The sequence below is a fragment of the Janthinobacterium sp. GW821-FHT03C08 genome (assembly GCF_059420905.1).
Genome location: NZ_JBWKUP010000001.1, coordinates 477121 through 490507 on the forward strand (window position 1 = coordinate 477121; position 13387 = coordinate 490507).

Annotated in this window: 11 protein-coding genes; 9 read left to right on the forward strand and 2 right to left on the reverse strand. The window is 65.5% G+C overall.

Features of this window, described 5'->3' with window-relative positions; genetic code table 11:
* Positions 1-91: 91 nt before the first annotated feature.
* Positions 92-289, reverse strand: coding sequence for a hypothetical protein (locus AC07VL_RS02180; protein ID WP_494804403.1), 198 nt, complete (start codon positions 287-289; stop codon positions 92-94).
* Positions 290-564: 275 nt separating this feature from the next.
* Here AC07VL_RS02180 and argH point away from each other — a divergent pair, with 275 nt between their 5' ends.
* Positions 565-1962: an argininosuccinate lyase gene (gene argH / locus AC07VL_RS02185; RefSeq protein WP_494804404.1), complete on the forward strand. Its 1398-nt coding sequence runs from the start codon at positions 565-567 to the stop codon at positions 1960-1962.
* Between the two features lie 51 nt (positions 1963-2013).
* On the opposite strand, the gene AC07VL_RS02190 is transcribed toward argH, so the two are convergent.
* Positions 2014-2670 (reverse strand): hypothetical protein, encoded by a 657-nt coding sequence (locus AC07VL_RS02190; RefSeq protein WP_494804405.1) that lies wholly within the window; start codon positions 2668-2670, stop codon positions 2014-2016.
* Positions 2671-3342: 672 nt separating this feature from the next.
* Between AC07VL_RS02190 and AC07VL_RS02195 the strand changes: the two genes are divergently transcribed.
* The 8 genes from AC07VL_RS02195 to AC07VL_RS02230 all read left to right on the forward strand — a co-directional run bounded on the left by AC07VL_RS02195 (position 3343) and on the right by AC07VL_RS02230 (position 13384).
* Positions 3343-5874: a M4 family metallopeptidase gene (locus tag AC07VL_RS02195; protein ID WP_494804406.1), complete on the forward strand. Its 2532-nt coding sequence runs from the start codon at positions 3343-3345 to the stop codon at positions 5872-5874.
* Between the two features lie 246 nt (positions 5875-6120).
* Complete coding sequence (locus tag AC07VL_RS02200) at positions 6121-7314, forward strand: type II secretion system F family protein (protein WP_494804407.1); 1194 nt, start codon at positions 6121-6123, stop codon at positions 7312-7314.
* Between the two features lie 22 nt (positions 7315-7336).
* Complete coding sequence (locus tag AC07VL_RS02205; protein ID WP_494804408.1) at positions 7337-9034, forward strand: GspE/PulE family protein; 1698 nt, start codon at positions 7337-7339, stop codon at positions 9032-9034.
* Complete coding sequence (locus tag AC07VL_RS02210; protein WP_494804409.1) at positions 9021-9797, forward strand: hypothetical protein; 777 nt, start codon at positions 9021-9023, stop codon at positions 9795-9797. The genes AC07VL_RS02205 and AC07VL_RS02210 overlap by 14 nt, the downstream gene beginning before the upstream one ends.
* Positions 9788-10342, forward strand: coding sequence for a hypothetical protein (locus AC07VL_RS02215; RefSeq protein WP_494804410.1), 555 nt, complete (start codon positions 9788-9790; stop codon positions 10340-10342). The genes AC07VL_RS02210 and AC07VL_RS02215 overlap by 10 nt, the downstream gene beginning before the upstream one ends.
* Positions 10330-10950 (forward strand): hypothetical protein, encoded by a 621-nt coding sequence (locus AC07VL_RS02220; protein WP_494804411.1) that lies wholly within the window; start codon positions 10330-10332, stop codon positions 10948-10950. The genes AC07VL_RS02215 and AC07VL_RS02220 overlap by 13 nt, the downstream gene beginning before the upstream one ends.
* Entirely contained in the window at positions 10947-11486 is a 540-nt protein-coding gene (locus tag AC07VL_RS02225; RefSeq protein ID WP_494804412.1) for a hypothetical protein, read from the forward strand. The genes AC07VL_RS02220 and AC07VL_RS02225 overlap by 4 nt, the downstream gene beginning before the upstream one ends.
* A complete protein-coding gene (locus AC07VL_RS02230) occupies positions 11483-13384 on the forward strand; it encodes a secretin GspD/PilQ domain-containing protein (RefSeq protein WP_494804413.1) in 1902 nt (633 codons plus the stop codon). Before AC07VL_RS02225 ends, AC07VL_RS02230 begins: the two co-directional genes overlap by 4 nt.
* The last annotated feature ends 3 nt before the right edge of the window (positions 13385-13387 follow it).

Here is a 13387-nt window from a genome sequence, read left to right on the forward strand (position 1 = left end):
GGGGGCGCCGCCCGTTCCGATTGCCCGTGATGGGATGCTGCGATTTGCTGCTACTACTGCTTCGCGTGCTGGCTGCATTGCCAGGACGCGCTTACAGGGCGGCTTTCTCTGCTGCGCTCAGGCGCTTGGCGCTGACATACACGGTGTGTATGGTGGCCTGGTCGGCGCTGGCGACGATGGCGGCGGGAGCGGTGCGGAACTTCGGCACGGCGGCGGTGGCCAGGCTGGTGGCGGCGGCAATGGCGACGATGGCGACGAAGATGGCTTCCATGTTTTTGGCGATGTTCATGATGTTTTCCTTTGGTGAGTGGCGGGTTTGTGTTGTTGTCTTGCGATGATTGAACTTTAGGCTGAAGCCCCCATCATCGCCACCGGATTGCGACAAAATGCACGATTTGCGGGACAGAATACAAACAGCCCCGATGGAATGCGCAAAGCCCCTTCCCGACGCCATTTGACGCCAGCAAGCCGCATTCCGGGCCAATTCGCGGCCGTGCAGCCCCCTAAAAGCCCTACCGCAGGCCAACCTTGTTTATAATCGCCCTACACTAAAGGACTTCTTTCATGACTGATCAATTCTCCAAAAAGGGCGAAGCCTGGTCGGCCCGGTTTTCCGAACCGGTCTCGGACCTCGTCAAGCGCTACACAGCTTCTGTATTTTTTGACAAGCGCCTGGCGCTGTTCGACATCGAAGGTTCGCTGGCCCATGCGGAAATGCTGCATGCGCAAGCCATCATCAGCCCGGCCGACTACGCGGAAATCCAGCGCGGCATGGCGCAAATCTCGCAGGAAATCGCCAGCGGCCAGTTCGAATGGCTGCTGGACCTGGAAGACGTCCACCTGAATATCGAAAAACGCCTGACCGAACTGGTGGGCGATGCGGGCAAGCGCCTGCACACGGGCCGTTCGCGCAACGACCAGGTGGCGACCGACATCCGCCTGTACGTGCGCTCCGCCATCGACGACATCACCGCCCTGCTGGCGACGTTCCGCAGCGCGCTGACGGACCTGGCCGAGCAGCATGCCGACACCATCATGCCTGGCTTTACCCACATGCAGGTGGCCCAGCCGATCACCTTCGGCCACCATATGCTGGCGTATGTCGAAATGTTCGGCCGCGACGCCGAGCGCATGGCCGACTGCCGCAAGCGCGTCAACCGCCTGCCGCTGGGCGCCGCCGCCCTGGCCGGCACTACCTTCCCCATCGACCGCCTGCGCGTGGCCAAGACCCTGGGCTTCGACGACGTGTGCCATAACTCGCTCGACGCCGTCTCGGACCGCGACTTCGCCATCGAGTTCTGCGCCGCCTCGGCCGTGCTGATGATGCACGTGTCGCGCATGGCGGAAGAACTGGTGATCTGGATGAGCCCGCGCATCGGCTTCATCGACATCGCGGATCGCTTCTGCACCGGCTCGTCGATCATGCCGCAAAAGAAAAATCCGGACGTGCCGGAACTGGCGCGTGGCAAGACGGGCCGTGTGTACGGCCACCTGATCGGCCTGTTGACCCTGATGAAAGGCCAGCCGCTGGCCTACAACAAGGACAACCAGGAAGACAAGGAACCGCTGTTCGACACCGTCGACACCGTCGTCGACACCTTGCGCATCTTCGCCGACATGGCCGGCGGCATCACGGTGAAACCGGAAGCCATGCGCGCGGCAGCCCTGCAAGGCTACGCCACGGCGACCGACCTGGCCGACTACCTGGTCAAGAAAGGCTTGCCGTTCCGCGACGCCCACGAAGCAGTGGCCCTGGCCGTGCGCGCCTGCGTCGATGCGGGCTGCGACCTGGCCGACCTGTCGCTGGAGCAGCTGCGCGCCTTCTCGCCCCTGACGGGCGAAGACGTGTTCGAGGTACTGACGCTGGAAGGCTCCGTGGCCGCGCGCGACCACGTGGGCGGCACCGCGCCAAACCAGGTGCGCGCCGCGATCGCCCGCGTGCGCACGCAGCTGGAAAAATAAGCGGCGTCCATCCCGCAAGCGCCCCGCTGCAGCAATGCAGCGGGGCGTTTTCTATTGCGCGACGATTTTCGACAGCACGGAAAACGCCGCCCCCGTCTGCGATGCTTCCAGCAGCAGGGTCAGCTCCGTGTAGGTGCAGATGATGTTGATCAGATTGATGCGGTCCCACGCCAGGCGCCGCAGGATGGCATGGTACACCCCTGGCGTATAGCAGGTTTCCGGGGCCAGGTGCAAGGTCACGGCCGTCACCCGTTCCAGGCGTGCCAGTTCCTGCTCGCTGCCGAACACCTCGTCCACCAGCGCGTGCAGGCTACGGCTGCAGATCACCATCACCTCGTTGACGCCGCGCGTGATGGTGATGAAGGTGCCCCGCTGCGGCGCGGCCAGCGCCAGCAGTTGCCTCTGGCAGGCATAGGTCTGGTCGGAATAGCGGTAGGTAAATACCATCAATTCGCTGCGCGTGGAAAGCTCTCCCGCCCTGTGCGCCAGCACGATTTCGCCGCTCTTCTGCTGCGGCAGCCGTTCGGCCAGGCGGCGCAGTGCCATCACCACGGCGGCCTGTCCCACCGGTTTCCACAAATCCGTCTGCAATTGCGGCTGCAACTGGCGCGCCAGCTCCGACAGGTTGAGCAAGCCGCGTCCCAGGCCTTCGCTGAGAAAGGCCGATTCCATCACGATCTGTTCCACTTTGGTCGCTATCGAAAGCATAGTTCATCGGGCCGGTGATACCGGTACACGCACCGGTAGCCGGCAACCCTTCCTCAAAAAAAAGACGCACTGAACCCGCGGCCACGCCGGGAGGCGCGGCCGGACATCGTGAAAAAACCCGTTGCAGGGGCAGATCCGGGCGGCGGCGGCTAGGAAGGCGGATGCAGCATCAGTGCCGCTCCAGAGGGGAAATGGCTGAAACCAATGGCAAAAAACAGTGCTGACGTCATGTGAAACTCCCGATTTTTTTCCCGATGCGCGACATGGACGCGGTCATTGCCGCGTGCGCTTTTTTTGTCTGTACGTGGCCCGCTGGGGGCAACGCGCAAAGCTAGTGTAGATCGCAACATTTAAAAAATGCAACAGTGTTTTGCCAACAGAACAGGCAACGAGAGGGACTAGTCCAAAACAGAACTTACGGTTTGCGGCAGATCAAACGTTCGCTTCATAAATGCCAGATAAATGTTCAATTCTTAACAAAAAAAACCATCCTGACCCATTTCTTGAATTTTTTGACATGGCGATATCGACAAGTTTAGTGTCGCCCTACCCGACGCTATCCCATCACAACAACGGCAGGCTATCCGCCCGCCGCCAGGCGCGCCGGGGTGGCCATCAGACAATCGCGGCCAGCTCATTCACCATTTTCCTAACCGATACCATGGAGCAGAAATGAATTTACGTTTGACGATAGTTGCCGCATCCATCGCCGCCCTGCCGCTGATGGCCACCACGGCCGATGCCGCCACGCCGCTGCCACCCACCCTGATGGCCGCCCCGGTCAGCCTGGCGTCGCCGCAAGAGACTGCCAGCCTGGTCAACAAGCTGGCGGCACAGGCGCGCAGCCGTGGCCTGAACACCGAACATGGCTTCGTGGTCGGCGCCCAGCATCCTGGCGTGAGCGGCACGCGGGTCAGCCGCGTACAGCACACCTACAAGGGCTTGCCCGTTTTCGGCTCCGAGACGGTGGTCGTCAGCAACAACGCCGGCGACATCGTCAGCGAATCCGTGTCGGACCGCGCGTCCGGCCTCGGCAGCGGTGGCGTCAATTCCGTCACCCGCAGCGCCACCGCCGACATCGACACCACGCCCGCCATCAGCGCGGCGGCAGCCATCGCCGCCGCCGTCAAGAACATCGGCGTGCAGGCCGTCGACCACGTGCCGCCACAGGCGCAGCTGCTGATCTACCCCGTCATGAAAACCGTGCGCGTGGCCGGCGCCGAGAACAAATCGGAAGCGTCGCTCAACGCCCTGGACGTGCAGGACGTCGTCGACCACTATGAGCTGGCCTACCTGGTACAGACGCGCATGATCAGCGGCAGCAAGCCGGTGTACTACGATACCGTCGTCAGCGCCAGGGACGGCAGCATCCTGCGCCAGTGGAAAGCCCTGAAGACCGTCGTCGGCGTCGGCAATAGCCAGTACAACGGCCAGGTGCCGATCAACACCACGCTCACCGGCAGCACCTACACCCTGAAGGACGCCTCGCGCGGCACGGGCGGCAGCTTCGGCGCCATGGCCATCACCAATGCCAACCACGGCACCACGTCGGGCAGCGTGTACAGCAACACCAGCAATACCTGGGGCGACGGCCAGCAATACATCAGCGGCGGCAGCACCACCAATGCCAACGGCCAGACGGCGGCCGTGAATGCGATGTGGGGCCTGATGAACACCTACGACACGCACAAGAACGTGCTGGGCTGGTCCAGCCTGGACGGCAACAACACGGCCACGCACATCGCCGCCCACGTCAATACGGCCTATGACAACGCCTACTACGACAGCAGCTGCAAGTGCATGTACATCGGCGATGGCGGCAGCTCCTTCAACAGCCTCGGTTCGATCGACGTGATCGGGCATGAAATGGGCCATGGCATCACGGACGCCACTTCGGGCCTGGTCTACTCGCAAGAATCGGGCGGCTTGAACGAATCGAACTCCGATATCGCCGGCGAAATGGTGGAAGCGTATGCGCGCGCCGGCGGCACGGGCACCAGCATTCCCAACACGGGCAACGATTGGATGATGGGCAAGGAGATCGCCAAGAATGGCCAGCCGCTGCGCTGGATGTACAAGCCAAGCAAGGATGGCAGCAGCCCGAACGCGTGGAGCAGCACGCTGAAAAACCTCGACGTCCATTACAGCAGCGGCCCGAACAACCGCATGTTCTACTTCCTGTCGCAAGGTTCGAACTCCACGTCCAGCAGCGATTACTACAGCTCCTACCTGAACAAGAGCCCGCTGGCCATGACCGGCATCGGCAGCGACAAGGCTTACCGCATCTGGTTCAAGGCAGCCACCACCAAGTTCACGTCGTCGACCAACTACGCCGACGCGCGCAACAAGGTGCTGGCGGCAGCCGAGGAGCTGTATGGCGTGGGCAGCGCCGAGGCAACCGCCGTCAAGCGCGCGTATGCAGCCATCAACGTGGGCACCGACGTCGATGAAACGACGACGGGCGGCGCAGTGAGCATCACCAGCCAGCCGGCCAGCATCACCGTCGCACCAGGCGCCACCGCCTCGTTCGCCGTGGGCGCAGGCGGCGGCACGGCGCCATACACCTACACGTGGTACCGCAATGGCGCCGTGATCAGCGGCGCCACATCGCCAAGCTACAGCTTCACGACCGTAGCGGCCGACAACGGCGCCGTCTTCAAGGCCACGGTGACGGATTCCTCGTCGCCAGCCGTGACGGCAACGTCGAACAACGCCACCCTGACGGTCGGCACGAGCAGCGCCACCGAAAGAGTGACGAACGGCGGCTTCGAGTCCGGTGCCACGGGCTGGAGCGGCACCACGGGCGCCATCGGCACCTTCACGGGCCAGGTGGCGTATGAAGGCACGAAATACGCCTGGCTGGGCGGCAATGGCACGACGGCCAGCGAATCGCTGACGCAAAGCGTGGCCATTCCGGCCGCCGCCACGTCCGCCAGCCTGACGTTTGCGCTGCATATCGACACGGCCGAAACGGGCACCACCGCCTACGACAAGCTGGTCGTCACCGTGAAGAACAGCGCCGGCACCGTGCTGGGCACCCTGGCCACGTATTCGAACGCGAACAAGGCGGCCGGCTACCAGATCCGCACGTTTGACCTGATCGCCTACAAGGGCCAGACCGTGCAGATCTCGTTTGCCGCCACCGAGGACGCTTCGCTGCAAACCTCGTTCGTGATCGACAAGGTCAGCCTGATCACCCAGTAAGCGGCTGAACACGCGGGCGGCCGGCCAGTTGCCGCCAGTCGCCCGCATCCACCGCACGACACGATTGATTTTCTTGCAATTCCAGTCTACCCTGAGGCAGTGATTGCATCTTGCTTGCTGCCGGTACCCGCGACGAATTGACCTTTTTGGATTGTTCCTGACCGATGCCTACTTCGACCTTGCCCGCACGCGCCGTCTCCCCTGCCAGCCCATCCCTGTTCACGTCCATGCCCGCCTGACGCGGCCATGCAGTTCCACCTCCAGGTACAGGGCCCGGCGGGCAGCCAGGCGCTGTCCATCGATGCCGCCAGCGAGGCCGAGGCGATCCGCGCGGCCGTGCGTGGCGGCTGGCGCGTGCTGGCCGTCGACGACGGCGCCGCGCAGGAGACGGGCGCCGTGGTCCGCCCCGGCAAGCAGGGCCTGCCCCTGCTGCAATTCAGCCAGGAGCTGCTGGCCCTGCTCGAAGCGGGCCTGAACCTGGGAGAGGCGATGGCCACCCTGCACAACAAGGAAACGCGCCCGGCAGCCAAGGCCACCTTGGCCGCCATCGTGCTCACCCTGCAGCAAGGCCAGAGCTTTTCCGACACCCTGGCCGATTTTCCCGACATCTTCCCCGACATTTACATCGCCACCGTGCACGCGGCCGAACGCTCGGGCAACCTGCCCGAGGCGCTGGCCCGCTTCGTCGGCTACCAGCTGCAGTTCGACGCCATCCGCAAAAAACTCATTTCCGCCGCCATCTACCCGTGCATGCTGCTCGTCGTCGGTGGCCTGGTGACCCTCTTCCTGCTCGGCTACGTGGTGCCGAAGTTCAGCGTCGTGTATGAAAGCTCGGGCCGCGAAATTCCCTGGATGTCGCAGATGCTGCTGGCTTTTGGCCAGACCCTGGCCACCCATCCGCTGCTGTGCGCCAGCGCCCTGGCCGGCGTGGTGGCCGCCGTGCTGTTTGGCGTAGCCAATGCCGGCGCGCGCCAGGCGCTGGTACTGCACCTGCTGCGCCTGCCCGTGCTAGCGGAAAAAGCGGCGGAATTCCGCCTCGCCCGCTTCTACCGGGCCCTCAGCCTGCTGCTGCATGCGGGCATCCCGCTGCACAAGGCGCTGGCCATGGTCGCGCCCATGCTGCTACCGGCGCAACAGGAGCAGCTGGCGCTGGCGCGCCGCGCGGTGCAGGAAGGCATGCCGTTTTCCACCGCACTGGAACAGGCCTGCATGGCCACGCCCGTGGCGCAATCGCTGCTGAAAGTGGGAGAAAACACGGGCCGCCTGGGCGACATGCTGGAACGCTCGGCCAAGTTCCACGACGAGGAATTCGCCCGCTGGGTGGACTGGGCCTCGCGCCTGCTCGAGCCGCTCTTGATGACCATCATCGGCGTCGTCATCGGCGGCGTGGTGGTGCTGATGTACATGCCGATCTTTGAACTGGCGGGGAGCTTGTCGTGAACGTTATCGTGAAAGTCCTGCCATGAACGCGCGCGAGGAAGAGCGCAGCGTGCTCGATGCGACCATGCTGCGCCAGGCCCACGCCGGCGCGCTGGCGCAGGGCCGCCCGCAAATGGCCGTGCTGCAGGAAACGGCGGCCCTGCCGCCCGACGTCTTCCTGCGCCAGCTGGCCACCCTGTTTCGCTACCCGGCGTGGACGATGGCCGAACTGCAGGCCGCCCTGCCCGCCTTTTCCCTGCTGCCCTACACCGACTGCGCCCAGCGCGACTGCGTGCTGCTGCAGCCGGACGCTCCCGGCGCACCGCCCGTGCTCGTCATCGGCAATCCCTTCAGCGAGGACCTGCTGCAATGGGCCGACTTCGCGCTGTCCACGCCCTTCACGGTGGCGCTGGCGCACCCGGACGACCTGGCCGCCTACCTGCTGCAGCAGGAAAGCGTGCAGCAGGCGATGCAGGAAATGCAGCACGGAGATGATGTGCCTGGGCTGGACCAGAGCATCGAAGACATCTCGCTGATCCGCATCAGCGAAGACAGCAGCCCTGTCGTGAAACTGGTGAACTCCACCATCTACGACGCGCTGAAATTCCAGGCCAGCGACATCCACCTCGAATGCGACGTGGCCAGCCTGGTCATCAAGTACCGCGTCGACGGCGTGCTGGTGCAGGCGGGCCAGGTGCAGGGCTTGCCGATGGCCGAACAGATCATCTCGCGCATCAAGGTCATGGCGGACCTCGATATCGCCGAGCGGCGCATCCCGCAGGACGGCCGCTTCAAGGTGCGCGTGAAAGGGGCGGAGATCGATTTCCGCGTCTCCATCATGCCGAATATCTTCGGCGAGGATGCCGTGCTGCGCCTGCTGGACCGGCGCGCGCTGACGGAAGCGGCGCAGGCGCTGCGCCTGGAAAGCCTGGGCCTGAACGAGGACGCCATCGAACAGATCCGCCGCCTGGCCGCCAAGCCGCACGGCATGCTGCTGGTGACGGGTCCCACCGGTTCCGGCAAGACCACCACGCTGTATGCAGCCATCACGGAAATCAATACGGGGCGCGACAAGATCGTCACCATCGAGGACCCCGTCGAGTACCGGCTGCCGCGCGTGCTGCAGATCCCCGTCAACGAAAAGAAGGGGCTGACGTTCGCGCGCGGCCTGCGCTCCATCCTGCGCCACGATCCCGACAAGATCATGATCGGCGAAATCCGCGACGACGAAACGGCGCAGATTGCCGTGCAGGCGGCGCTCACGGGCCACCTGGTGTTTACCACCGTGCATGCGAATAACGTCTTCGACGTGCTTGGCCGCTTCCTGCACATGGGCGTGGACGCCTACAGCTTCGCGGCGGCCCTGAACGGCATCGTGGCGCAGCGCCTGCTGCGCCTCAATTGCGCCCATTGCGCCGTCGACGCCAGCGCCGAGGTGCTGGCCGATACGCAGCAGCTGCGCGACAGCGGCCTGGCGGCGCATCAGGTGCAGGACTGGCAGTTCATGGCCGGCAAGGGCTGCGGCCATTGCCGCGGCACCGGCTACAAGGGCCGCAAGGCTGTCGCCGAAGTACTGATGCTCAGCGATGCGATGCGCGAAATGATCTGCACGCGCGCACCGCTGAGCCAAATGAAGGATGAAGCGGCACGCAACGGCTTTCGCCTGGCGCGCGAAGCGGGCCTGGACCTGGTGCGGCGCGGCGAAACCACTCTAGCGGAGCTCAATCGTGTCACTTATTGACCATACCCTGTGCCTGCACCTGGCGCCGCAGGCACTCTACGGCGTGCAGCGCCGCGCCGGCCGTCCCGTCGCGAACAGCGCTTTTCACCTGCCCATCCTGACTCCTGGCGCCAGCTGGGAAGGGGCGCTGGACGGCTTGCGCGGCTGGCTGGAACAGGATGCTGGCAAAAAGCTGCCGCTGGCCGTCAGCCTGGCCAGCCGCTGGTGCGCCATGCTGATGGTGCCGTGGAGCGGCGCCCTGCTTGATGCCGCCAGCGCGCAGCGATTTCTGCACAGCCAGTTCGGCGCCGTGTATGGCGACGGCGCGCGCGCCTGGCGCCTGGCCGCCGACGACGCGCCATATGGCCAGCCGCGCCTGGCCTGCGGCATCGATGCGGCCCTGCTGCAGGGCGTGCAGGAAGCGGCCAGCGCGTATGGCCGGCGCTGCCTGTCCATCGAACCCATCGTGGGGCCGGCGTGGCGCAGCATCGCCGGCGGCAAGCCGGCCGCCTTCGCCCTGGTGGAGGCGGGCCGGCTGCTGCTGGCGACGACCGGCGGCGGGCGCATCACGGCCCTGCACAGCCAGTCCTGCGACACGGCCTGGGGCGATGAACTGGAGCGGGCCTGGCGGCGCTGGAACCTGCGCGCACCGCAGCTCGACACCATCGAACAGGTGGCGCTGCTGGACTTGAGCGGCGTGCCGCAAGTGGAACTATCGGCGCGCTTCCAGTCCATGCCTGCGGCCAGCCCGGTACACCTGATGCGGGAGGCCGCATGGGCCTGAGCCGCATCGAATTCATGTCCGCCAGCGTGACGCAGGCTTTTTCCGGCTGGCGTCTGCTCCTGTGCCTGGCCGGAGCCCTGCTCCTGCTGCCGGCCTCCCTGTTCTGGCTCGTACAGGCGCAGGAAACGCGGCGCCTGGAAGCACAACTGGCGCAGCTGCAGCCCGCCAGACCCGTGCGCGCGCCCCTGTCCGCCAGCCAGCAGCGCGAGCGCGACATCGAACTGAAACAGGTGGCCCTCGCCGTGCGGCAGCTCAACCTGCCCGTCACGCGCCTGATCAAGACGGTGCAGGCGCCGCGCGACGTGCGCGTGGCGCTCCTGGGGCTGGACCTGAATGCCCAGCAGGGCCAGGATGGCGCCAGCGCCCTGAAAATTGCCGCCGAGGCGGAAACACCGCAGGACATGCTCAACTACCTGGCCTTCCTGAACCAGCAGCCCATGTTCAGCTCCGTGTACCTGCTCAAGCACGAGATGAGCGGCAGCGCGGACGCCAGCGCCCCTCGACATCCCTACCGTTTTCAGCTGGGGGCACAATGGCGGCAATAAAACCCGTGCTGACGGTCCGCACGCAGCCTGCACGCCCGCGCCTGCAACTGCGCCTGCCGCCGCGCCTGCAGTGGGAAGCTCAGCGGCTGTGGCGTACCCTGGGCTGGCCCTGCGCCATCGGCGCGGCCTGCCTGGCGCTGGCCGCCGTCGCCGTACAGCAGGGCAAGGCGCTGACGGCGCGCCAGCAGCATCTGGCGGCGCAACTGACGGCGGCGGCAAGACAGTCGGCGCTGCCGCCGACACCCGCCGCGCTCGATACGGAAGCCGACAGCCTGGCCGCCTTCCACGCCTACCTGCCCGCGCATGACAGCATTCCCGAGCAGCTGAAAACCTTGCTGGAAGTGGCGCAAAAGAGTGGCGTCACCCTGGCCAAGGCCGACTACAAGCCGCAGGAAGACGGCAACACGGCCTTTTTGCGCTATCAGGTCACCCTGCCCGTGAAGGCCGAATACGCGCAGCTGCAAGCCTTTATCGTCGACGCCCTGCAGGAACTGCCCACGCTGACGCTCGACTCCGTGCTGTTCAAGCGCGAGCAGATCGAGGCAGGCGAGATCGACGCGCGCATCCAGTTCGTCCTGCTGGTGAAAAAACCGGAGGTGCGTTCATGAAAAAAGCCGTACTGGGGGCGGCCGCCGTGGCGACCCTGCTGGCCGCGATCTTCGCGCCCGAGGACGAAGGCAGCATCATGGGGCCGGCCACGGCCACGCCGCGCCAGGTGGAGCGCGTGCCGGCACCAGCCATCGTCACGGCGGCCAGTGCCGCGCCCGCCCGCTCCGCGCTGGCCATCGAGCGGCGCCGGGCACTCGACGATGAGGAAGCGGCCACCTTGTTCGCCAAGCAAAGCTGGCAGCCGGAGACACCGAAAAAAATCATGCTCGACCAGCAGGCGGCGCAGGCCACGCGCACCGTCGCCGCCATCGATCCGAATGCACCGCCTCCGCTCCCCTTTCAGTTCCTCGGCCGCTTCGTCGACGAAGGCAAGGCCGCCTATTTTCTGCAGGCGGGCGAACGCAACGTGGTGGCGCGGCCCGGCGACACCCTGGAAGACCGCTACCGCTTCGACGGCGTGGTGCAGGGCTCCCTGCAATTTACCTATCTGCCGCTCAACCTGAAACAGACACTCGCCGTAGGGGACCTCAATTGAAACGACGCGCACCACGTACGATCTTCACCCTGCTGCCCATGCTGTCCCTGCTGGCTGGCTGCGCCGGCAACCAGGCCTACAACGATGGCCAGGCCATGCTGGGCGCGGGCCACACGCAGCAGGGACTGGCCCTGCTGGAACAGGCGGCGCAAGCCGAACCGACGAATGCGAAGTACCGCATCGCCGTCACGAACGGCAAGATGCGCGCCCTGAACAACCTGAATGGCCGCGCGGAAGCACTGCGCCAGCAAGGTAATTTACCCGAAGCGCAAGCGCTGTACCGCCAGGCGCTGGCCTTGGACGCCAGCGACGACGTGGCGCAGCGGGGCCTGGCCAGCGTGGCGCAGGACGAGCGCCACCGCAAGCTGGTGCAGGAAGCACAGGCCAGCTACCAGCGCGGCGGCGACGCGAATGTGGCGCAGGCGCAGGAAGCCTTGCGCCAGGTGCTGCAGGAGCGTCCCGCCCAGCGCGAGGCGCTGGCCCTGAAAGGCCGCATCAGCGACGAACAGGCCAAAGCCCGGCCCGCCGGCGGCAAGCTGGCCGCCGCCTACCGCAAACCCGTGACCCTGGAATTTCGCGACGCACCGCTGCGCTCCGTGTTTGATTTTCTCGGCAAGGTCTCGGGCCTGAACTTCGTCTTCGACAAGGAAGTCGACCCGGCCCTGCGCGCCACCATCTCCGTGCGCGACACCAGCATCGAGGAGGCGATTGCCATGCTGCTGGGCGCAAACCAGCTGGAGCAGAGCGTCACCAGCGACAAGTCGATCACGATTTACCCGAACACGCCGCAAAAGGTGAAGGATTACCAGCAGCTGGTGGTGCGCACCTTCTTCCTCGCCAACGCGGACGTCAAGACGGTGGCGTTTTCCATCAAGACCCTGCTCAAGGCCAAGGACGTCGTCACCGATGAACGCCTGGGCATCATCATGCTGCGCGATACGCCGGAAATGGTGCGCATGGCCGAGCGCATCATCAACGTGCAGGACCTGGCCGACCCGGAAGTCATGCTGGAAGTGGAAGTGCTGGAAGTCAAGCGCACGCGCCTGATGGAGCTGGGCATCCGCTGGCCGGACCAGGCCAGCCTGACCCTGGCGGGCAGCGGCACGGGCCTGGGCGGCCTGAAGCTGGCCGACCTGCGCCGCATCAATGGCGAGAATATCAACCTGGGCATCGGCGGCGTGACCCTGAACGCCAACAAGACCGACAGCGACAGCAATATCCTCGCCAATCCCCGCATCCGCGTGCGCAACAAGGAAAAGGCCAAGATCCTCATCGGCGACCGCGTGCCGGTGATCACCGTCACGACGAACAACGGCGTCAGTTCCGACAGCGTCAATTACATCGACGTGGGCCTGAAACTCGACGTCGAGCCGAACGTGTACCTGGACGACGAAGTGGCCATCAAGATCAACCTGGAAGTGTCGAACGTCGTCAAGGAAGTCATCAGCAAGACGGGCACGCAGGCGTACCAGATCGGCACGCGCAGCGCCTCCACGGTGCTGCGGCTGAAAGACGGCGAGACGCAGGTGCTGGCGGGCCTGATCAGCGACGAGGACCGGGGCACGGCCAACAAGGTGCCGGGCGTGGGCGAACTGCCCGTGCTGAACCGCCTGTTCGGCAGCCAGAAGGACGACGCCATGCGCAGCGAGATCGTGCTGTCGATCACGCCGCGCCTGCTGCGCAGCATCCGCCGCCCGGACCTGCTGACGGCCGAATTCAATTCCGGCACCGAGGCGGCCGTGGGCGGCCGTGGCAGCGTGGGCGGCGCGCCTGAGGCCATCGCCGCGCCGGAACAGGCCGCGCCGCGCGCCGGTTCGCCCATGACGGGCGGCGACGAGGCGCCTGCCGGCGACAAGCCTGCCGCTACGCCCACCGCCACCGTCAAGGGCGGCCAGTGAGCT

What these genes read in the sequence shown, in the direction of transcription:
- AC07VL_RS02180 (WP_494804403.1), bottom strand. Translation starts at nt 289, where the DNA reads ATGAACATCGCCAAAAACATGGAAGCCATCTTCGTCGCCATCGTCGCC.
- argH (WP_494804404.1), top strand. Translation starts at nt 565, where the DNA reads ATGACTGATCAATTCTCCAAAAAGGGCGAAGCCTGGTCGGCCCGGTTT.
- AC07VL_RS02190 (WP_494804405.1), bottom strand. Translation starts at nt 2,670, where the DNA reads ATGCTTTCGATAGCGACCAAAGTGGAACAGATCGTGATGGAATCGGCC.
- AC07VL_RS02195 (WP_494804406.1), top strand. Translation starts at nt 3,343, where the DNA reads ATGAATTTACGTTTGACGATAGTTGCCGCATCCATCGCCGCCCTGCCG.
- AC07VL_RS02200 (WP_494804407.1), top strand. Translation starts at nt 6,121, where the DNA reads ATGCAGTTCCACCTCCAGGTACAGGGCCCGGCGGGCAGCCAGGCGCTG.
- AC07VL_RS02205 (WP_494804408.1), top strand. Translation starts at nt 7,337, where the DNA reads ATGAACGCGCGCGAGGAAGAGCGCAGCGTGCTCGATGCGACCATGCTG.
- AC07VL_RS02215 (WP_494804410.1), top strand. Translation starts at nt 9,788, where the DNA reads ATGGGCCTGAGCCGCATCGAATTCATGTCCGCCAGCGTGACGCAGGCT.
- AC07VL_RS02220 (WP_494804411.1), top strand. Translation starts at nt 10,330, where the DNA reads ATGGCGGCAATAAAACCCGTGCTGACGGTCCGCACGCAGCCTGCACGC.
- AC07VL_RS02225 (WP_494804412.1), top strand. Translation starts at nt 10,947, where the DNA reads ATGAAAAAAGCCGTACTGGGGGCGGCCGCCGTGGCGACCCTGCTGGCC.